We start from the raw sequence: 21,625 nt of genomic DNA, 5'->3' as shown, positions 1-21,625 counted from the left end.
GCGTCAGGCGTCCGCCCCCACGCGAATCAGACGCGCCGGCTTCAGCCGGCCGTCCAGCGACGCCAGCCAGGCGCCCAGGTCTTCGTTCGACACGGGCGTCAGCAGCAGCTCGAAAGAACGCTGCGCGCGCACCGCGACCGGCACCGACTCCACGCTCTCCAGCTCCGAGCGGTGCGTGAGGTACAGCAGCGGCAGCATCCAGTCGGCCGCCTGGTGCATCGCGGGCACGCGCGCCACCGTCTTCTGCGCGTCGGCGTGCAGCCCCACGATCACCCCGTCGAAGCGCTGGCCCACCTCCAGCACCTGGATCAGGTCGGCGATGCGCACGAACGGGATGAAGTCGGCCCCCAGCGCCGTCAGCGAGTTGCCGGTGCAGGCGCGCTGCAAGGCGTCGGAATCGACCAGCGCGATCCGGTACCCCGAGGGAGCAGGCGCGTTCATCGTCACTGCTCCCCTGCGATGTCGAGCTCGACGCGCCGGTTGGGCTGCAGGCACTGCAGCAGCGCCGGCGTGCTGCGGCTGCCTTCGCAGTCGGACACCACCGGCTGACGCTTGCCCATGCCCGCGGTGCGGATCAGCTTGCGGTCCAGCCCCTGCTGCACCAGCAGGTCGCGCACGGTGTTGGCGCGCTCCAGCGACAGCGCCTCGTTGTAGGCGTCGCCGCCCAGCCGGTCGGTGTGCCCGGTCACCACGATGTAGTGCAGCGAGCGGAAGTTGTTGCGCAGCTCGACGGCCAGGTGCTCCAGCCGCGTGCGCCCTGCGGGCTGCAGGTCGGTGAGCGAGGCGCCGTCGAAGCGGAACAGGCCGTCTGCATTGAGCGTGACCTTCTGCGGCGGTGCCAGCTTGGTGCTGGCCGGGATCGGCGTGGCCAGCGGCGGTTGCGCGAGCAAGGCGCAGTCGGGGTTCTTCCACCAGCCGCCGGTCATCAGCTCGTTGCCGTTGAAGCGCACCATGTACTGGCAGGTGGTGTAGTCGCTGCCCTTGCCCGTATAGAAGTGGAAGATGTAGTTCCACTCGCGCACGCCCCACAGCCCTTCGCTGAAGTGCGGCCAGCCCAGCAGCTCGCGCAGCTGGTCCTTGCCCATGCCGGGACGCACGCGCTGGAACTTGTCGACGCTGGGGAAGGCGCCCTGCTTCCACTTGGCGCTGCCCAGGTCGGGAAACTCCTCGGGCTTGGGCGGCGCCGGCTTCTCGGCCGCGGCGCGCGCCTGCGCGTCCTTGTCGATGGCGGCGCCGGGCGAGGCGCAGCCTTGAAGGGCCGCAAGCACCGCCGCCAGGGCGACGGCGGACAGGGTTCGATTCATCTGCTTCATTCTTTTTCTCTCCCGCTTCAATTGAAGACCCACTCGGCGCCGACCGTGGCCGCGGCCCCGGCGCGGCTCATGCCCACGCCGCCGGTCACGCTCCAGCCGTTGTTCTCGGCCGTGCGGCGGAAGCTGATGCCCACCGCGCTCTCACCCTTGAACGTGCCGTAGCCCACGCGCATCACCGTCTTGCCCGGCACCGAGGTGCCCGGCATCTGCACGGCCATGGCGGCGGCCACGCCGGCATAGGCGTTCTTGGCGGTGTTGCGCAGCTCGTTGCCCAGCGCGTTGGTGCGCGCGTCGGTGTAGGCCATGCCGGCGGCGCCGGCCTGGTTCAGCTGCTGCACGTTGACCGCGTCGGTGGGCGCCACGCCCGGCGCCACGTTCTGCACCGTGACCGGGCCGGTGGAGGCCCCGTTGCCCATGGTCACGCTGTTGTAGTTGACGCTTCCGTCCACGTTCGTGTCGTAGCGCACCGCGCTTTGCTGCACGGCCTGCAGCTGGCGCACGTTCACCGCGTCGGTGGCCTGCGTGCCGCCGGCCACGTTGGTGATCTGGCGTTCGTTGCCGGCCGCACCGACCGACACCGCGCCTTGCGCCGACTGCACCACCGTGTTCGAGAACATCTCGCGCTGCCCGTTCATGCCCGCGCGATTGGCCACCGCGCCATCGCCCAGCGCCACGCTGTTGGCCGAGCTGGCCGTGCTGTTGGCACCCAGCGCGATGCTGCCGGCCGCCTTGGCCTGCGCGTTGTTGCCGGTGGCGATGGCGTTGTTGCCCAGCGCGACCGCGTTCGGCCCGATGGCCACACTCTCGGCGCCGGCGGCGTTCGAGTCGGCCGCCTTCGAGTTGGCGTGGAAGTACTTGATGCCGCCGCCACCGGTGGTCATGTTGTTGATCGCCTGGTTCGTCGCGTACAGCTGGCTGCCGTTCACCGCGTCGGTGCTGGTGGCGCTGATCTCGCCGGCCGCGACGTTGGTGATCTGGCGCTCCGCGTCCTTCGAGCCGACGCTCACCACGCCCACCGGCTTGGCGCCGGCGAACTGGTAGGTCGTGCCCTGGAGCGTGACCTCCTTGGTGGGCTTGGCCTCGGCCGTGGTCGAGTCGTTGCCCAGCGCGACACTGTTCTTCGTGGTGACCACGGCGCCCGTGCCGATGGCCACGCCCTGGTCGGCCTTGACGGCCGCGCCCGAACCCACCGCCGTGCTGTCGGTCCCCGTGGACGTGGGCGCCACGTAGGTCGTCGGCGAACCGGTGATCCACTTGCTGCCCGCCGCCGCGGCCTGGCTGGCCACCGCCTGCAGCTGCGCCACGTTCACGGCGTCGCTCGGTGCGGAGCCGGCGGCCACGCCGGTGATCTGGCGGAACACGCCGTTGGCCGCGTCGCCCACGCCCACCGCACCCGTCGTGCTGGTGGTGGCCGCGATGGCATCCGCTTGTGCCGCGGTCGCCTCTGGCGGCACATAGCCCTTCACGCCCGCCGCGCGGTCTGCCACCGAGCCTGCGCCCAATGCCGCACCACCCGTCGCGGTGGCCGTGCTGCCTGCACCCACTGCCACGCTCACATCGCCGACCGCGGCGCTCGCCGCGCCCATCGCGACGCTTGCCACGCCCGAGGCGTTCGAGGCCGCGCCCGCGGCCACGCTGCCGTTGCCCGCAGCCCGCGCCCAGGCGCCAAAGGCCGCGCTGTCGATGCCGTCGGCAGTCGAGAAGTAGCCGACCGCCGTGCTGCGGTCGCCCATCGCCCAGGCGGCATTGCCGATCGACGTGGCGCCGATGCCCGCGGCCTGCGCCGCCGTGCCCATCGCCACAGCATTGACGGCCGTTGCCTGCGCGTCCTTGCCTGCGGCGATAGCGTCGGCGCCCGTGGCACCGTCGTTGTTCTCGTTGCCGCCGCCGGTCGAGTTCACGCTGTAGTACTTGGTCTTGCTCTCGGCGACCGTGTCCTTGAGCTGGCTGACGTTCACCGCGTCGGTGTTGGCCACGCCAGGCGCGACATTCGTGATCACCTTGCCACCCGCGTCGACGCCCGCCGTGGTCACGCTCGGACCGCCGACGATGGTCAGGCCGGTGGCGCCGAGGGTGACGTTCGGGCCGACGGTCACGCCGGCGTTGTTCATCACCGTGTCGCCGGTGGTCACGCTGTCGAACTTCACGTCCTTGGCCGTGGCCACGGTCAGCGTGTTGCCGTTGCGCGTGACGACCATGTTGTCGCCGTTGGCGAAGTTGGCCGTGCCGCCGGGCGCGATGTTCTGCGGCGTCGCCTCGCCGTTCGCGCTCAGGTTCCAGCCCTTGCTGGCCGTGGCGTCGACCAGCTTGAGCTGCTCTTCGGTGGCCGCGCGGCCCACGGTCGCGAAGCTCGGGTCGGTCAGCGTCTTGTTGCTCAGGCCCTGGATGTCGTTGCTGACACCGCTGAGCTTGACGGTGCCGCTGGTCACGCCGCCTGCGGCCACCGCGGTGGTCGTGGTGCCGTTGTTCACCGTCAGGCCCGTGGTGTTCAGCACGCTCTGGCCCACCGTCACGCTGTTGTTGACCTTCACGTCGTCGGCGAGCTTGAAGTCCAGGTTCGTGCCCGTGCGCGTGATCGCGATGTTGCTGTCCGAGTTGCTGAAGTCGACCTTGCCGCCCGGCGCGACGTTGCCGCCGGTGGCTTCGCCGTTGGCCGCCACGTTCCAGCCTGCGCTGGCGGTGTCATTGACCTGCTTCAGTTGCTCTTCCGTCGCAGCACGGCCCACAGTCGCGAAGCTCGGGTCGGTCAGCGTCTTGTTGCTCAGGCCCTGGATGTCATTGCTGACGCCGCTGAGCTTGACGGTGCCGCTGGTGACGCCACCCGCCGCGACGGCCGTGGTGGTCGTGCCGTCGTTCACGGTCAGGCCCGTGGTGTTGAGCACGCTCTGGCCCACGGTCACGCTGTTGTTGACTTTCACGTCGTTGGCCAGCTTGAAGTCGAGGTTCGTGCCGGTGCGCGTGATGGCGATGTTGCTGTCCGAGTTGCTGAAATCGACCTTGCCACCCGGTGCGACGTTGCCGCCCGTGGCTTCGCCGTTGGCTGCGACATTCCAACCCGCGCTGGCCGTGTCGTTGACGATCTTGAGCTGTTCTTCCGTGGCCCCGCGGCCCACGGTCGCGAAGCTCGGGTCGGTCAGTGTCTTGTTGCTCAGGCCTTGGATGTCATTGTTGACGCCGCTGAGCTTGACGGTGCCGCTGGTGACGCCGCCGGCTGCAACAGCCGTGGTGGTCGTGCCATCGTTCACCGTCAGACCCGTGGTGTTGAGCACGCTCTGCCCCACCGTCACGCTGTTGTTGACCTTCACGTCGTCAGCGAGCTTGAAGTCGAGGTTCGTGCCGCTGCGCGTGATCGTGACGTTGCTGTCGGAGTTGCTGAAGTCGACCTTGCCGCCAGGAGCGACATTGCCGCCCGTGGCTTCGCCGTTGGCCGCGACATTCCAGCCTGCGCTGGCGGTGTCGTTGACCTTCTTCAGTTGCTCTTCGGTCGCTGCACGTCCCGCCGTCGCGAAGCTCGGATCGGTCAGCGTCGTGTTGCTGAGACCCTTGATGTCGTTGGTGACACCGCTGAGGCTCACGCTGCCGCTGGTCACGCCGCCTGCGGCCACCGCAGTGGTCGTGGTGCCGTTGTTGACCGTCAGGCCCGTGGTGTTGAGCACGCTTTGGCCTACGGTCACGCTGTTGTTGACCTTGACGTCATCGGCCAGCTTGAAGTCCAGGTTCGTACCGCTTCGCGTGATGGCGATGTTGCTGTCTGAATTGCTGAAGTCGACCTTGGCGCCCGGTGCAACGTTGCCGCCCGTGGCTTCGCCGTTGGCTGCGACATTCCAGCCTGCGCCGGCGGTGTCGTTGACCTTCTTCAGTTGCTCTTCAGTGGCCGCACGCCCCACGGTTGCAAAGCTCGGGTCGGTCAACGTCGTGTTGCTGAGACCCTGAATGTCGTTGGTGACACCGCTGAGGTTCACGCTGCCGCTGGTCACGCCGCCTGCGGCCACTGCGGTGGTCGTGGTGCCGTTGTTCACCGTCAGGCCCGTGGTGTTGAGCACGCTCTGGCCCACGGTCACGCTGTTGTTGACCTTCACATCGTCCGCCAACTTGAAGTCGAGATTCGTGCCGGTGCGCGTGATCGCGATGTTGCTGTCGGAGTTGCTGAAGTCGACCTTGCCGCCAGGCGTCACATTGCCACCCGTGGCCTCGCCGTTGGCCGCCACGTTCCAACCTGCGCTGGCCGTGTCGTTGACGATCTTGAGCTGCTCTTCAGTGGCCGCACGGCCCACCGTCGCAAAGCTCGGGTCGGTCAACGTCTTGTTGCTCAAGCCCTGGATGTCGTTCGTCACGCCACTCAGGCTGACCGTCCCGCTGGTCACACCGCCGGCAGCCATCGTCGTGGTGGTCGTGCCGTTGGTCACTGTGGTGCCCGTCGCCGACGTCGTCGTGACGTTGCCCGCGCCGTCGTTCACCGTCAGGCCCGTGGTGTTGAGCACGCTCTGGCCCACCGTGACGCTGTTGTTGACCTTGACGTCGTCGGCCAGTTTGAAGTCGAGGTTCGTACCGCTTCGCGTGATCGTGACGTTGCTGTCCGAATTGCTGAAGTCGACCTTGCCGCCCGGTGCGACGTTGCCTCCCGTGGCTTCGCCGTTCGCCGCCACGTTCCAGCCTGCGCTGGCCGTGTCATTGACGATCTTGAGCTGTTCTTCCGTGGCCCCACGGCCCACGGTCGCAAAGCTCGGGTCGGTCAGCGTCTTGTTGCTCAGACCCTGAATGTCGTTCGTCACGCCGCTCAGGTTGACCGAGCCACTGGTCACGCCGCCTGCCGCGACCGCGGTGGTGGTCGTTCCGTTGTTGACCGTCAGACCGGTGGTGTTCAGCACGCTCTGGCCCACGGTCACGCTGTTGTTGACCTTCACGTCATCCGCCAGCTTGAAGTCGAGGTTCGTACCGCTGCGGGTGATCGTGACGTTGCTATCGGAGTTACTGAAGTCCACCTTGCCGCCAGGCGCCACATTGCCACCCGTGGCCTCACCGTTCGCTGCCACGTTCCAGCCTGCGCTGGCCGTGTCGTTGACGATCTTGAGCTGCTCTTCCGTAGCCCCACGGCCCACCGTCGCAAAGCTTGGATCAGTCAGCGTCTTGTTGCTCAAACCCTGGATGTCGTTGGTCACGCCACTCAGGTTGACCGTCCCGCTGGTCACGCCGCCTGCCGCGACCGCGGTGGTGGTCGTGCCGTTGTTGACCGTCAGACCCGTGGTGTTGAGAACGCTCTGGCCCACTGTCACGCTGTTGTTGACCTTCACGTCGTCAGCGAGCTTGAAGTCAAGATTCGTACCGCTGCGGGTGATCGTGACGTTGCTGTCGGAGTTACTGAAGTCCACCTTGCCGCCAGGCGCCACATTGCCACCCGTGGCCTCGCCGTTGGCCGCCACGTTCCAACCTGCACTGGCCGTGTCATTGACGATCTTGAGCTGCTCTTCAGTGGCCGCACGGCCCACCGTCGCAAAGCTCGGATCGGTCAGCGTCTTGTTGCTCAGCCCCTGAATGTCGTTCGTCACCCCACTCAGCTTGACCGTCCCGCTGGTCACGCCACCGGCCGCAACGGCCGTGGTCGTCGTTCCATCGTTCACCGTCAGGCCCGTGGTGTTGAGCACGCTCTGGCCCACCGTCACGCTGTTGTTGACCTTCACATCGTCAGCGAGCTTGAAGTCGAGATCCGTGCCGGTGCGCGTGATCGCGATGTTGCTGTCCGAGTTGCTGAAGTCGACCTTGGCGCCCGGTGCGACATTGCCGCCCGTGGCTTCACCGTTGGCAGCCACATTCCATCCCGCGTTGGCGGTCGCATCGACGGCCTTGAGCTGGCTCACGTTCACCGCATCCGTATCGACCGCGCCGGCCGCCACGTTGGTGATGCGCCGCTCGGCACCCACGCCGCCTACTGACACTTCGCCCACCGGCACCGCTCCGGCGACCGACGTTGCGCCCGGCGGCACGTAGGCCGCGTTCGCGTTCAACGTCGCCAGGTCCGAGGCCGTGGTGCTGTTGGCACCCAGTGCCACCGCGTTCGCGTAGGTGGCGCTGGCATCGGTGCCGATGCTGACGCCGCTCTCGCCCGTGGCCTTGGCACGGGTGCCGATGGCGACGGTGTTGCTGGCGCTGACGCTCTCGCCCGCGTTCAAGCCGATCGCGACGTTGGCGCTGCCCTGGACCCCGCCGCCGGCAAGACCGCCCAGCGCCACGTTGAAGGCGCCGTTGGTGCCCTGCCCCGCGGAACTTCCGATGCCCACGTTGGAGAAACCGGTCGTGACCGCCCCGCCGTTCACGCCGATGCCGATGTTGGAGTCACCGGTGACGCGGGCGCCCGCGCTCAACCCGAGCGCGGTGTTGTTCCCGCCCGCCACCGACACACCGGCGCTGTTGCCGACGGCCGTGTTGTCCGCTCCCGCCACCTGCCGGCCCGCGGCGTACCCGACGAAGGTGTTGTGCGAGTTGCCAGCCGCCGTGCTGCCCGAGCCGGCCAAGTTGCCGACCGCCACGGTGCCCACGCCCGCGGCCACGGCATCCACGCCTGCCGCGATCGCATTGAGGCCGGTGGCGCCCTTGTTGTCGTAGTTGCCGCCCTGCGTGCCGTTGTCGTTCACGCTGTAGTAGTGCGTCTGCGCGCCCTTGAGCTGGCTCACGTTCACTGCGTCGGTGTCGTCCGACCCGGCTGCCACGTTGGTGATGCGCCGCTCCTTGCCCGCGCTGCCCACCGACACCTCGCCCACCGGCGCGGTGCCGGCCACGGTCGTCGCGCCTGCCGGCACATAGGCGTTCTTGAGCGCCAGTGCGGCTGCGTCCTGCGTCGCCTTCGAATCCGCGCCCAGCGCCACGCTGTTGACGGCGGCAGCCTGCGCGCCATGACCGACGGCAACGCCGTCGTCCTTGCTGGCCACGGCGCTGTTGCCGATGCTCACCGTGTTGTTGGCAGTGATGCCGGCAAACGTCGCGGTGTCGACGATGCCTGCCAGGCTGCCGATGGCGATGTTGCTGCTGCCTGTTGTTCCAGCGCCGGCCAGGGCACCGATGCCGATGTTTGCATCGCCGACGACGGAGGAGCCCGACAGGTCGCCCATGGCGATGTTGTCGTTGCCGTTCACGGCCTGGCCCGCGCTGCCGCCGATCGCGGTGTTGTAGGTGCCCTTGGTCCCGATGCCGCTGTAGACACCCATCGCCAGGTTGTAGTCGCCCTGGACGCCCTGGCCCGCCGCGATGCCGAACGCCGCGTTCGAGCTGCCCGCCACGTCCTTGCCCGCAGCGGACCCCACGGCGGTGTTGCTGGACCCCACGACACCGCCACCCGCTTCGGTGCCGATGCCCACGTTGTTCTGGCCGGCCAGGCCGGCGCTGGCACCCACGCCGGCCTGGTAGCCGATGGACACGCTGCGCTCGCCGTTGGCTTGGGCGCCCACGCCCGCCGCCAGTGCGTTGATGCCGGTGGCGCCGTCGTTGGCGTAATTGCCGCCCTGCACGCCGTTGTCGTTCACGCTGTAGTAGTGCGTCTGTCCCGCTTTCAGCTGCGCGACGTTCACCGCATCGGTGGCTTGCGTGCCCGCCGCCACGTTCGTGATCTGCCGCGTCTGGCCATTGCCGCCCACGCTCACCGCACCCAGCGTGCTCTTCCACGTGGCCGAGGTGTCCGTCGAGGCCAGGCCCGTGGCCGGGTCGAAGCCCGCCACGCCCTTGTCCGTGCTCGCCACCGATTTGCTGCCCAGCGCCACGCCATCAGCCACCGTCACGCTGGTCGAATCGCCCAGTGCCGTGGCATTGGCCACGTTGACATTGACGTTGTTGCCCAGCACGAAGGTGTTGTTCGCCGCAGCGCCCAGCGTGTTGTTGTTGCCCACGCTGTAGCTGTTGGCGCCGTCGATCACGGTCGGGTCGCCGATGGCGCCGCTGTTGTTGCCGTTGACGACGTTGCCGGTGCCGATGCTGATCGACTGAGCACCGACAGCCTTAGCGCCACTGCCAATGGCGATGGCATCCACAGCACTGGCCGTCGAACCTTTACCCACTGCGATTGTGCGATCGGCGTCGGTGATGGCCCTGTTGCCAATGGCCACGACATCGTTGAGCGCCAGAGTGCTCGGCGTAGCCGTGACGGCATTGCCATTGCGATCAGTGAACGTCCGAGCCGTGGTGTCAACAACATAGCCGGTCCCCGCCGACTGTCCAATCGTCACATTGTTGTTGCCAGCAATCGCAACCCCCGCTGCACTGCCGGAGGCTACATTGTTGTTGCCTACGCTGTAGGCTCCTGCGATCGCACCCGAAGCGGCATTCTGGTTGCCCTGCACCGCGTACATCGCCCCGTAACCGCTGGCGGCGTTGGCGTCTCCCCGGACACCATAGCCGGCTTGACGGCCGACCGCTGCGTTGTCGTCGCCCTTGGCTGACCGCCCGGCCTCCCACCCGACATAGGCATTGCCGCTCCCTGTGGCGCCATAACCCGAGAGGACGCCTGTATTGACGTTCTCGTCGCCCGTTAATCCAACCCCTGCATTGATGCCAACGTTGACGTTGTCCTTGCCCTTCATCCGCGTCCCGGCCTGCGAACCAACCGAAACATTTTGAGAGCCAACGGCATCTGTCGCTGCGCCCTGCCCGATCGCAACGATCTCATCGCCTGACGAATTCGCTCCTGCGTTCAAGCCGATGAAAAGCTGGTTGACTCCAGCACCTGCGGCTTGGCCTGCATTCATGCCGATGGCGATCGCCCGGTCATTGGAAGCCGTCGCTCCGCCGCCAATGGCTATGGCATCGTTGCCACTGACGGCGCTGGTGCCGATAGCGATCGAGTCGAACTTGCCCTGGGCACCGGCCAGCGCCTCCTTGCCAATGGCGATGCCGCGTTCGGCGCCGGCCACCGCGGCGCTGCCGATGCTCACCGTGTCGTTGGCTTCGACACCGAGGCCCGCCACGGAGCCCAGCGCCACATTGCTGTCGCCCTTGGTAAACGCGCCCGCAAACAAGCCGGAAGCGAGGTTCATCTGGCCCTCGACGCCAACACCGGCGTAGTAGCCCTGTGCGGTGTTATAGGCACCTTGCACGTCCCCACCCGCGCCTTCTCCCACGCCGAGATTGAAGTCACCGGTGACGCGGTTGCCCGCGTTGCCACCTAGAGCGACGTTGCTAGTTCCGGTCACGTTCCTTCCCGCCTGACTCCCGAACGCGGCGTTGAAGGCACCGCTCGAGCCCCGGCCGGCATTCGGTCCCACGCTGAGCGAGTTGAGGCCATTGGCCTGGGCGCCCACGCCGACAGCGACTGTGTTGGCTCCGTTGGCCGCGGCGTTCACGCCCGCAGCCATGGCGTTAGTGCCGGTGGCGCCGTTGTTGTCGTAGTTGCCGCCCGGCGTGCCGTTGTCGTTCACGCTGTAGTAATGCGTGGTCGCGGCTGCCTGTGCTGCCTTCAACTGCGCCACGTTCACCGCATCGCCGTTCTCGGTGCCGGCTGCCACACCGGTGATCTGGCGGTACTTGCCGTTGGCTGCGTCACCCACGCTCACCGCCGCCAACGTGCTGTTGGTCGCATTGATGGCCGTCTTCTGAGCCGCAGTTGCGCCAGCGGGCACGTAACCCGCGCGGGTCGCATCGTCGGTGAAGGACTTGGTGTCGGCCACCGCGCTCGAGCCCAGTGCCACGCCGTCGGCCACCTTGGCCGTTGCGCTCGACCCCAGTACCGCCGCCCGGTCCGCGCCTTGGTCGATGGTGTTGTTCGCGCCGAGGGCGACGGCCTCATTGGCCTTCACGGTGTTTCCATAGCCGACGGCAGTGGAGCGCTCACCGCCTTCGGGCAGCGTGCCGCCGCCGTTCCACAAGCCCAGCGTGTTGCCGGAGCCGATGGCGGTGGAGTCCACGCTGCTTGAATTGGCAGTGTTCCATTTGCCCACGGCGGTGCTTGACTCGCCGTCGGCGGCATTGCCCGTACCTACTGCGGTGGCGTTGTCGCCGCGAGCCACGTTGGCTCCGCCGAGCGCGGTCGCGTAGACGCCTTCCGCAACGCTTTGCGCCCCGGCCGCCATGGAATAGAGGTTCGTCGCGCGGGAAAACACGCCCATGGCAAGCGTCAAGTCACCTGTCGCTTCATTCCCATACCCGAAGGCCGAGCCGGCGTTGCCCGCCGCGTTGCTGTGGCCGACCGCCACACCGCTCTCTCCCCAGGCGTTGTTCCCCGAGCCGAGCGCCACGGCATCTGTCTGGAGCGCCTTGTTGTTGAAACCCATCGCAACGGCCGGCCTGACGGTATTCATGGAATTCCCGACCGCCACATTGGCGCGACCGACCGCAACGTCATTCGCATACTTGGCGCTGCTGCCATAGCCGATCGCGGTCGATCCGTCGCCCATCGCAACGGCGTCGGTACCGATGGCGATGGCATTGGCGCCGCTGGCCTTCGTCCCTTGCGAGCCGAGCGCAATGGCGTTCGCACCCAGGTTGGCGGACACCCAGGCCGTCAGGGCGGTGAAATCGGGGTTGGGCCCCAGGTCGGGAACACCGCTCACCGTGGCAAAGCCGCCGGTAGCGTTGGGCACATTGCAGGTCCATGTGCCGGAGCCCCTGACAGGGCGGCTGCAGAACTGTCCCTCGAGCCCCTGCGAAAACTCCGCCAGAGCGGCCCCCGACATGCCGGCCAGGACCAACGAGACAGCAGCAAGCACCTTCTTGCTGCGGGAGCTCTTGCCTCGGGCCGAAGCAATTTCCGACGCGGCAACCCAAGCGCCCAGCGCCTCATTCCAGATGGATCGATAAGACTTGTTCATTTCCCCTGTTCCTCGGATGCAAGCCGGCTGTACCCCGCAGGATCGCGACATGGCGAGCGGAGATGACCGGAGATGTGGAGTGATCGGAGCGCCGGGTGGCGCTACAGGGGGCGGATGATGTCGACGGCCTTCGAGGGTCGAAGGGCCGGCGTGAGGTTTGGTCAGATTTGCAGCCAGCTTTAGGCTGCATTTGTGAATTTCTTTACTACTTCATAACCATCGCCAACAATGTTGCTAACGTTCACGCTACGGAATTCGTCAGATTTCGGGTGTGGATTCACTGTCAAAATTGCCGCCGCCACCCTTGGAGTCCATGCGCATCGCCATCCTTGAAGACGACCCGAACCAGCTCTCGCATCTCGTGCGGACACTCGAGCAGCTGTTAACAATTGGCGAGACGAATGTGACGTGCATCACGTTTTCGAACGGGTCGACCTTGCAACAGGCACTGCGGCGCGAAAGCTTCGATCTGCTGGTGCTCGACTGGAACGTGCCCGGCCTGGCCGGCGTCGAATTGCTGCAGTGGCTGCGCAAGTGGCAGACCGACAAGGTGCCGGTGCTCATGCTGAGTTCGCGCGCTTCCGAGCACGACGTGGTGCAGGCGCTGAACCTCGGCGCCGACGACTACATCGTCAAACCCTTCCGACCGCTCGAACTGCGCGCCCGCGTGCAGCGCCTGATGGCCCGGCGCGTGCCGCTCGCGCCGTCCGACGGCGAGCGCTTCGGCCGCTGGGAGTTCGAACGGGTGTCGCAAAGCGTCCTGATCCACCCGGCCCCGGGCGACGACGCCGCGCCGCAGCGGCATGCCCTCACCGACCGCGAATTCAAGCTCGCGCTGACGCTGTTCCAGCACATGGGCGACACGGTGTCGCGCGCGCATCTGCTCGAAAGCGCCGGCTACAGCAACGAAGAACTGCCTTCGCGCACGCTGGACAGCCACATCTACCGGCTGCGCAGCAAGCTCGGCCTCGAAGCCGAAAGCGGACTGAGCCTGCGCACGGTGTACGGCCGCGGCTACCGGCTCGAGGCCACGCAACACGCACCGCAGGCGGATTCCTGATGGCGACGACGCACCCCCCCCCGTTCCGCCTGCACCGCCTCCTGGCCTGCGCCGCGCTGCTCGTCGCCACGGCGGCGGGTGCGCAGTCGCCGCACGTGGTGAAGCCCGGCGAAACCCTGTGGGGCATCTCGGGCCAGCAGCTGGACACGCCGCTGCGCTGGCCCGAAGTGCAGCAACGCAACCAGGTGGGCGAGCCGCGCCTGTTGCAACCGGGCACGGTGCTGTACTTTGCCGATGGCCGGCTCGTGCCCGAGGGTTCGGCAGTGGTCACTGCGGTCGAAGGCCGGGCCTCGCGCAAGCGCGCGGGTGTGCCTGAACAGGTCCTCACGCCCGGCCTGCCGATCCAGGCCGGCGACACGCTCATCACTGGCACCGATGCCTTCGTGACCTTGGGCGTGGCCGGTGGGAGCCGCGTCGTGCTGCCCTCGCGCAGCGCGCTGGAGGTGCTGGCCATCGATGCCAATACGGTGCGGCTGCGGCTCATCGAAGGCCGCGTCGAATCGCAGGTGCACAAGCAGCAGCCGAACCAGCAGTTCGAGATCCGCGCGCGGTCGATGGGCCTGGGCGTGCGCGGCACGCACTTTCGCGTGCGCGACGAAGACGGCGTGCTGACGGGCGAAGTGATTTCGGGCGAAGTGGTGGTGCAGCGCACCGCGCAGGCCGAACCGCCGCTCGTGCTGCGCGAAGGCCGCGGCGCGGTGCTGCTGGAGAGCGGCCCGTCGCAAGCGCAGGGCCTGCTGCCGGCGCCCCAGCTGGTGCCCGAAACGACGGCGCGCAACGACCGCACGTTCCGCTTCACGCCCGTTGCGGGCGCGCAAACCTACCGCCTGCAATTGGCGCGCGACGAGCGCTTCCTGCTGCCGGTGTACGAACAACGCGGCCCGGGACCTTCCTTCACGGTGCCGGCAGAACTGCCATCGGGCCTGTACCAGCTGCGCCTCACGGCCTTCGATGCCGCCCGGCTCGAAGGGCTGCCGGGCGACGGCACGGTCTACCTGCCCACGGTCGAAGGCGGCGCGGGCGGCCAGAGCACGTCGACCGCACTGCCCGACGGGCGCGTGGAGGTCCGCTGGCCGGGCATCGCGGGCCAGCGCTACACCTTCGAACTCTCGCGCAGCCCCGACTTCGCCGTGTTGCTGGTCAACGAGCCCGCGGTCTACGCCACCGGCATGACGGTCGGCCCCTTCGCGCTCGGCGGGCGCTACCACTGGCGCGCGCGCCAGGCCACCCCCGACGGTGCTGCGTCCGCAGCCACCGGTTTCGGCGGAAGCTTCGACATCCCGGTGCGCTGAAGCGGGGCCACGCGCATGCGCCTCGTCGTCGAACGCCTGCTGATGGCGCTGCTGCTGCCGCTGGCCATGCTCGGCCTGGCGCACCGCCCGGGCCTGCTGCAGATGGATGCGTACATCCACGACCGCCTGCTGATCCTGGCCTCGCACCGGGCGTCGGCCGACATCCTGATCATCGCCATCGACGAGCACAGCCTGCGCGAACTCGGGCGCTGGCCCTGGAGCCGCGCGACCCACGCGCGCCTGCTCGAGCGGCTCGCGCCGGCGGCGCCGCGCGCGGTGCTGCTCGATCTCTTCCTGACCGAGCCGAGCGCCGACCCGCGCGAAGACGCGCACCTGGCGCAGGCCATGGGCCTGCTGCCCGTGTACCTGCCGCTGCTGCATGCGAGCCCCCTGGCCTTCACGAGCCACGAATGGCCGGGCTTCCTGCCGCCGCTGCCGGACTTTGCCGCCCAGGCCCGCGGCGTGGGGCATGCCGGCCTCGCGCCCGACACCGACGGCGTGGCGCGCACGCTGTACCTGCTCGAGGGCTATCCGAACCAGCTGCAGCCCTACGTGGGCGCGCTGATGGCGCATCGCGTCCCGCCGGCCGTGGTCGACCCCGAAGCGACGCCGGTCGACTGGCTGCGCCAGAGCCCGCTGCGCCTGCTGTTCGCCGGCCCGCGCGGCAGCTACCGCACCGTGCCCTACGTGAGCGTGCTGCGCGGCGAAGTGCCCGCCGAGCTGCTGCACGACAAGCTGCTGCTCGTGGGCGCCACCGCGCCCGGCCTCGGCGACCAGACGCTCACGCCCAACGCCGGCATCCGCGGCGTGCTGCCCGGCGTGGAGGTGCATGCCAATGCCATCGACAACCTGATGCACGGGCGCAACGTGAGCGTGTCGCCGCCGCTGTGGCACGCGGCCTGGACCGTGGTGCCGCTGTGGCTCGCGCTGTGGCTGCTGGTCCGTCGGGGCCGGCACGCACTGCCGATCGCCGCCGGCCTCGCGAGCGCGTGCCTGCTGATCAGCAGCGTCGCCATGCTGGCGTGGCACCACTGGCTGCCGCCTGTCGCGCCGATGCTCGGCTTGGCCATCCTCTACCTGCTGTGGAGCTGGCGCCGCCTCGAATCGCAGTTCGTCTATCTGCGCAAGCGCGCGCAGGTGCTCGACGCCCTCCCCGGCGGCACCTTCGAAGTCATGCCGGCCCGCTCGCCGGCGCCCGCCGATCCGGCGGAGCATCCCAAGCAGGCGCTCGACCGCGCCATTGCACGCCTGCGGCGCATGCAGCAGCTCATGGACAAGGCCATGCAGGCGATGCCCGTGGCCATGCTGATCTGCGACGAAGAGGGGCGCATCGGGTCGGGCAACGCCGCGGCCTTCCGGCTGCTGGGCGCCGGTGCCATGCCATCGCACGAGGACGATGGCATGGCACCGCCCGCGCTGCGCGGCGTGCGCCTGCCCGAGCTGATCGCGCCGCTGGCCGTGCCGCCCGCCAGCGGCGCGCCGGCCCGCACGGACGCCGCCCACTGGACCGACCGGCTGCACGGCGAATACGCGACCCCCGACGCGCGCGTGTTCCGCCTGGAGGCCGCGGCCTTCAGCGGCGACGCGCCCGAAGACCGGGGCTGGGTCGTGATGCTGCCCGAGCTCACGGCCGAGCGCGAAGCGCAGCGCCAGCGCGACGAGTGGCGCCAGTTCCTGTCGCACGACCTGCGCAGCCCGCAGGTCACGATCCTCAGCATCCTGTCGATGCATCCCACGGCCGATGCCGACATGCGTTCGGCCATCGGCCGCGAAGCCGAGCGCACCCTCGCGATGGCCGAGGGCTTCATGGATTTCGCGCTCGCAGAATCGGACGACTACCGCTTTGCGGACACGCATGTCGGCGCCGTGCTGCTCGATGCCAGAGACCAGGTGTGGCACTACGCGCAGTCCCATGGCGTGCGTGTCGAAGCCCGCATCGACGACGCCGCCGGCGACACGATCCTGCGCGCCGACGGGGCCTTGCTGACCCGCGCCATCGTCAACCTGCTGAACAACGCCATCCGCCACAGCCCGTCCGGCCGCCGCGTGGAATTGGGCATGGCCATCGAACCCGGCGCCGACGGCGCGGACGCGGCCAGCGTGCGGATTTCCGTCAGCGACCAGGGCTCGGGCATGACGCCCGGACAGCTCGACGCCCTGCTCCACGCACCGCGCGGACGGCGCGCGCCCACCGCGCCGGAAGCCGCCCCCGGCGAGACCAAGGGCACGGGCACGCGGCGCATGGGCCTGGGCTTTTCCGTCGTGCGCGCGGTGGTCCAGAAACACAACGGCACCCTGGGCGCGGACAGCACCCCCGGTGCCGGCACGACCGTCTGGCTGCGGCTGCCCCTGCCCGGTTCGCGCCCCTAGCACATCGAAGTGACGGGTTTTCCAATCCCGATGGGGACAATGTTGTGGAAAACCGTGTGCGCAGCGCGCGAAACCCTTGCCTGGCGGGGCCTGCAACACGGTGCCTGCGAAACAGGCAGCGACGCTGAAAAACCTGGAGAAATATTTTTCTCGGCGTTTTTGCCACACTTTCCGCGCTGAATCGGGACGCGCCGCAGCCCCGGCGGGACCACCGCGGCGCTCAGTCCGCAGGCTCGCTCGCCGCGCCGTCGGCGAGCATGGCCGCGATGGTCGGCGCCTCCAGCCCGGCTTCGGCCAGGAGGCGGCGTGTGTCCGCGCCACGACGCACGGGCGCGCGCAGCGAAGGCGTCAGCGGCTCGCTGGACGTGAAGCCGATGCCTGGCACCAGCACCCGCCGCGCGCCGTTCGGCAAGGGCAGCTCCACGTACGGCCAGTCGCGCGCCATTTGTGCCGCCGCCTGTGCGGGGCGCACCACCGGCGTGGCGGGCACGCCGTGGCGGGTCAGCAGCGCATCCCATTCGGCCGTGCTCCGTCCACCCAGCGCCTGGCCCAGCAGCGCCTGCGCGCGCGGCACGTCGCGCAGCTCGGCGGCTTCGTGCAGCGACGAGAGCAGCGAGGCGTCCGTGCCGGTTTCGCGCAGCGCGTTCAGCAACCCCCTTGCCTGGTCGGCCGCATTGCAGACGATGGCCAGCTGGCCGTCGGCCACCTCGAAAGTGCCCGACAGGGGGCTGCCGGAAAACGCGGTCGATGCGCTGCGCGGCATCTCCATGCCGCTGACCAGCGGCCCGGCGTAGGTGGGCGCCATCAGCGTGAGCGCCGCGCCCATCATCGACACCTGGAGCCATTCACCGCGCGTGCGCGCCTCGCCGCTCGGCCGGTCGCGCCGGTAGAGCGCGCTCATCACCGCCAGCGCCGCCTGCTGGCCCACGGCGTAGTCGACGAGCGGGAAACCCACGCGCTGCGGCTTGCCGTCGCGGTCGGCGTTGGCCGCCATCAGGCCGCTCGCGGCCTGGATCACGTGGTCGTAGGCGCGCCGGTCCGATGCAGGGCCGAAGCCGGTGATCGAGCAGACGACCAGCTGCGGATGGCGCGCGATCAGTTGCTGCGGATCGAAGCCGAGCGCCGCCAGCTTGCCGGGCCGGAAGTTCTCCAGCAGCACATCCGCGCTGCCGATCAGTTCGGCCAGCGCCTGTTTGGCCCGCGGGTCGCGCGCATCGATGGCCAGCGAGCGCTTGCCCGCGCCCTGCGTCACGAAGGTCTCGCCCAGTCCGAGCGCGGTCAGTTCGGCATCGAGGCCCTTGGCGCGAATCATGTCGTCGCCGTCGGCGCGCTCAATGCGGATCACCTCGGCGCCGAGCAGGCCGAGCTGGTAGCCGGCGAAGGGGCCGGCCAGCACGTGGGTCCAGTCGATGACGCGCAAGCCGGCCAGGGGTGTGGGGGTCGATGTCATCACGTCACTCCGGCTTGACGCCACTGTTCTTCACATAGCGCGCCCAGCGGGCGATCTCTTCCCTGGCGAAGCGGCGGCCCTCTTCGGGATTGAACGCCAGCGGCTGCGTTCCGCTGCTGGCGCGCAGTTGCACCGACTCCGGCGACGCCGACGACTTGCGGATGGCCGCATGCAGCGTCTCGACGATGGGCGCGGGCGTGCCCGCGGGCACGAACACGGCGGTCCATCCGGTGATCTCGAAATCGGCAATGCCTTGTTCGCGGAACGTGCCGACGTCCGGCGTGGCCAGATAGCGCCGCGCGGCGGCCACGGCCAGCGGCTTCAGCTTGTTCCCGTCGATGAAGACCTTGGCCACCGACGCGTCGGAGAACGCGAAGTCGATGTGCCCGCCGGCCAGGTCCGCCAGCGATTGCGGGTTCGACTTGTAGGGAACCGTGACGGCGTCGATGCCCGCCGACTTGCGAAAAATCTCGCAGGCCACCTGCGTCACGGCGTTGCCGCTGCCGCACCTGAGCGCATTCGGATGGGCCTTGCCGTAGGTCATCAGGTCGGCCAGGTTGCGCCACTTGGCGTTGGCCGCGACGTACAGCGAGATCGGGCTGGTGCCCAGGCCCGCCACCATCTCGAACGACCCGGGTTCATAGCCGAGCCTGGCCGGGAAGAACGAGAAATTGACGGCGTTGGTCGTGGCCGAGCCGATCAGCAATGTGTACCCATCGGGCTTCGCGCGCGCTGCGGTCGCCGTTCCCAGCGCGCCGTTGGCGCCTTGCCTGTTGTCGACGATGACGGGCGTCTTCAGGATGTCCGTCAGGTCCTTGGCCAGCACGCGCGCGCCGATGTCGGTGCCGCTGCCCGCGGCGAACGGAACCACCAGCGTGATGGGGCGCGAAGGATAGGCCGCTTGTGCGCAGGCCGAAGCAGTCCCCAGGGCCCACAGGGCGCCCAGGAAGAATGAACTGCGAAGCATGATGGGTGTGTCTCCTGGTGGTGTCCAGGCTGAACGATAGGTTGCCGCCCGGCGCGCAGCAACCTACATTCCGTGGCGACCTTTTCCACTTTGGAAAACCATGAACTTGAACGACCTCCATCTGGCCGTGGTGATCGCGCGCGAAGGCGGCCTGAGCCATGCCTCGGCCTGCCTCGGCATTTCACCGGGCACCCTGAGCAAGGCCGTGACGCGGCTCGAGCGCGCCACCAAGGTCAAGCTGTTCGAACGGCTGGCCCGGGGCATGCGCCCCACCGAGCTGGGCCAGGCCTTCCTGAAGCGGGCGCAGCGCATCGACCTGGATGCCGCCGACCTGCATGCGGAACTGCGCGACCTGCGGCAGGCGCGCGCCGGCGTGCTGCGCTGCGGTGTCGGCGACGGCATTCCCGACCGCTGGGTGCTGCCGGTGGTGGCCGCGCTCATCGAGCGCGGGATCCGCGTGGACCTGTCGGGTGGCAACTCCGACTCGCTCACGCGGGCCGTCGCCATGGGCGAGCTGGAGTTCGCCCTGACCGGCCTGCACAAGAAACCGGCGGCCGTGCTGGCATGGGAAGGCCTGCGGGACGACCCTCTGCTGCCCATGGCGCCGATCGGCCATCCGATGGCGCGCACCCGGCGCGAGGTGGGCTGGGACCAACTCGCGCAGGCGCGGTGGATCGTCATGGCGCCCGGCACCTCGACGCACACCGAGTTCGAAGCGAACTTCCGCGCGCACCGGCTCGACCCGCCCGCGCCGGTGGGCACCTCGCGTTCGTCCCAGCGCGAGCTGGCGCTGGTGCGCTCGCTGGGCGCCTTGATGCCCGTGCCGCGTTCGGTGCTGAAAGAGCCGCCGGTCGCGGCGCAGTTCGTGCCGGTCAGCCCCGTCGGCGGATGGCGATCGACCCGCCGCGTGGGCATCGTGCGGCGCGCCGGCGGCTACCTCAGTCCCTCGGCGTCGCAAGCCATGGAGGCGCTGGAAGCCATCCTGCGCAAGGAGCGCTGACGACTGAAGCCGCAAGGCATGCGTTAGGCTCCACGATCCCTTCACCCCCTCCTCCCATGCACATCGAAGAACGCATCCACATCGCCGTCCCGCCCCGGGTCATCGACCGCATCTGGAGCGAGGTCGACCGATGGCACCTGTGGGACCCGGACACCAAGGAAGCTCGACTCGACGGCCCCTTCGCCGTGGGCACCAAGGGCCGGATCGTTCCGCAAAAAGGCATGGGCGTTCCGATGGTGGTCACGGAGCGCTCCGAAGGCCAGTCATTCACCGCGCAGGGCTACATCCCCCTGTTCCGCATGCACTTCAAGCACACGGTGTCCGCAACGGACAGCGGCTCGGACGTGGTGCACCGCGTGTGGTTCACCGGCGCCCTGGCCTTCCTGTTCGGGCCGGGCGTCGCCAAGCAGGTCCGACAGGGGCTGCCCCGGACCATGCGGTCGCTGAAGGCCTATGCCGAGCAGCGCCACGCCACGTCGGGGTCCGGCGACTCCCCCTGAAAGCCGCCGCGCGCTGGCATCGCACCGCGAATTCCAGCGCGCCCGCAAATGAAGGCGCATCATGGGCCGATGAACATCCAGCTCGGTTTCGAGATCGCCTACCAGTTTCCCCGGCCGACGCCGATGATCCTGGCCCTCAGCATTCACTACTCGCGCGCCTCGGACCTCCTGCGTCCGGACCATCTGCTCACGAAACCGGCCGTTCCCACCACCGCGTACCGTGACCTGTTCGGAAACTGGTGCACACGCTTGGTCGCCCCCGCGGGCCGCTTCGTGCTGAGCACCGACACCGTGGTCCACGACAGCGGCGCACCCGACATCGTCGTGCCCTCGGCGCCGCAGGTGCCGGTGGAGTACCTGCCCGAGTCCACCCTGCTCTACCTGCTGGGCAGCCGGTACTGCGAAACCGACCTGCTGTCCGACTTCGCCTGGCAGCGCTTCGGCAACGGCCCGATCGGCTGGGGCCGCGTGCAGGCGGTGTGCGACTTCGTGCACCAGCACATCGAGTTCGGCTACCCGCATGCGCGGCGCACCCGCTCGGCGTTCGAAGCCTTCAAGGAAGGGCAAGGCGTGTGCCGCGACTATGCGCACCTGGCCATCACGCTGTGCCGCTGCCTGAACATTCCGGCCCGCTATTGCAGCGGCTACCTCGGCGATGTCGGCACCCCGCCGCCGCACGGCACGATGGACTTCGCGGGCTGGTTCGAGGCCTTCCTGGGCGACCGCTGGTACACCTTCGACGCGCGCAACAACGTGCCCCGCATCGGCCGCGTGCTGATCGCGCAAGGGCGCGACGCCAGCGACGTCGCACTGTCCAACACCTTCGGGCCCAACGAGCTGGATGGGTTCAGGGTGTGGTGCGACGAGGTGCAGTGAACTGAATCGC

Annotated in this window: 11 protein-coding genes and 1 pseudogene; 6 read left to right on the top strand and 6 right to left on the bottom strand. The window is 68.7% G+C overall.

Translation table 11 applies throughout. From position 1 onward, the window contains the following. Positions 1 to 3: 3 nt before the first annotated feature. The 4 genes and pseudogenes from AC1RAA_RS02195 to AC1RAA_RS02180 all read right to left on the bottom strand — a co-directional run. A complete protein-coding gene (locus AC1RAA_RS02195; RefSeq protein ID WP_095947536.1) occupies positions 4 to 441 on the bottom strand; it encodes a hypothetical protein in 438 nt (145 codons plus the stop codon). 2 nt (positions 442 to 443) lie between these two features. Continuing rightward, positions 444 to 1,304, bottom strand: a complete 861-nt coding sequence (locus AC1RAA_RS02190) for an OmpA family protein (RefSeq protein WP_492726227.1) — start codon at positions 1,302 to 1,304, stop codon at positions 444 to 446. Positions 1,305 to 1,330: 26 nt separating this feature from the next. After that, a complete protein-coding gene (locus AC1RAA_RS02185) occupies positions 1,331 to 11,872 on the bottom strand; it encodes a hypothetical protein (protein WP_492728310.1) in 10,542 nt (3,513 codons plus the stop codon). Between the two features lie 105 nt (positions 11,873 to 11,977). Then, positions 11,978 to 12,100, bottom strand: a pseudogene (locus AC1RAA_RS02180) (ESPR domain-containing protein); the annotation flags it as partial. Positions 12,101 to 12,413: 313 nt separating this feature from the next. On the opposite strand from AC1RAA_RS02180, the gene AC1RAA_RS02175 reads away from it, so the two are divergent. The 3 genes from AC1RAA_RS02175 to AC1RAA_RS02165 are packed head-to-tail and all read left to right on the top strand — an operon-like array spanning position 12,414 to position 16,822. Next, positions 12,414 to 13,160, top strand: coding sequence for a response regulator transcription factor (locus tag AC1RAA_RS02175; protein ID WP_062474555.1), 747 nt, complete (start codon positions 12,414 to 12,416; stop codon positions 13,158 to 13,160). After that, the gene (locus tag AC1RAA_RS02170) at positions 13,160 to 14,452 is read left to right on the top strand and encodes a FecR family protein (protein ID WP_492726225.1); all 1,293 of its coding nucleotides are present in this window, start codon (positions 13,160 to 13,162) and stop codon (positions 14,450 to 14,452) included. Before AC1RAA_RS02175 ends, AC1RAA_RS02170 begins: the two co-directional genes overlap by 1 nt. 15 nt (positions 14,453 to 14,467) lie before the next feature. Next, entirely contained in the window at positions 14,468 to 16,822 is a 2,355-nt protein-coding gene (locus tag AC1RAA_RS02165) for a CHASE2 domain-containing protein (RefSeq protein ID WP_492726223.1), read from the top strand. Between the two features lie 220 nt (positions 16,823 to 17,042). On the opposite strand, the gene AC1RAA_RS02160 is transcribed toward AC1RAA_RS02165, so the two are convergent. Continuing rightward, complete coding sequence (locus AC1RAA_RS02160) at positions 17,043 to 18,272, bottom strand: CaiB/BaiF CoA transferase family protein (RefSeq protein WP_492726221.1); 1,230 nt, start codon at positions 18,270 to 18,272, stop codon at positions 17,043 to 17,045. Positions 18,273 to 18,276: 4 nt separating this feature from the next. After that, complete coding sequence (locus tag AC1RAA_RS02155; protein ID WP_492726219.1) at positions 18,277 to 19,239, bottom strand: Bug family tripartite tricarboxylate transporter substrate binding protein; 963 nt, start codon at positions 19,237 to 19,239, stop codon at positions 18,277 to 18,279. A gap of 100 nt (positions 19,240 to 19,339) precedes the next feature. On the opposite strand from AC1RAA_RS02155, the gene AC1RAA_RS02150 reads away from it, so the two are divergent. The 3 genes from AC1RAA_RS02150 (at position 19,340) to AC1RAA_RS02140 (ending at position 21,615) form a co-directional block, all read left to right on the top strand. Next, a complete protein-coding gene (locus AC1RAA_RS02150) occupies positions 19,340 to 20,239 on the top strand; it encodes a LysR family transcriptional regulator (protein ID WP_492726217.1) in 900 nt (299 codons plus the stop codon). A gap of 56 nt (positions 20,240 to 20,295) precedes the next feature. Beyond that, entirely contained in the window at positions 20,296 to 20,739 is a 444-nt protein-coding gene (locus AC1RAA_RS02145) for an SRPBCC family protein (protein ID WP_447743553.1), read from the top strand. A gap of 69 nt (positions 20,740 to 20,808) precedes the next feature. Further along, a complete protein-coding gene (locus tag AC1RAA_RS02140; RefSeq protein ID WP_492726215.1) occupies positions 20,809 to 21,615 on the top strand; it encodes a transglutaminase-like domain-containing protein in 807 nt (268 codons plus the stop codon). Positions 21,616 to 21,625: the final 10 nt, after the last annotated feature.

This window comes from Variovorax sp. GW823-FHT04F07, from assembly GCF_058795995.1.
The sequence above is the reverse complement of the archived record's forward strand: the minus strand, read 5'-3'. Positions and strand labels throughout refer to the sequence as shown.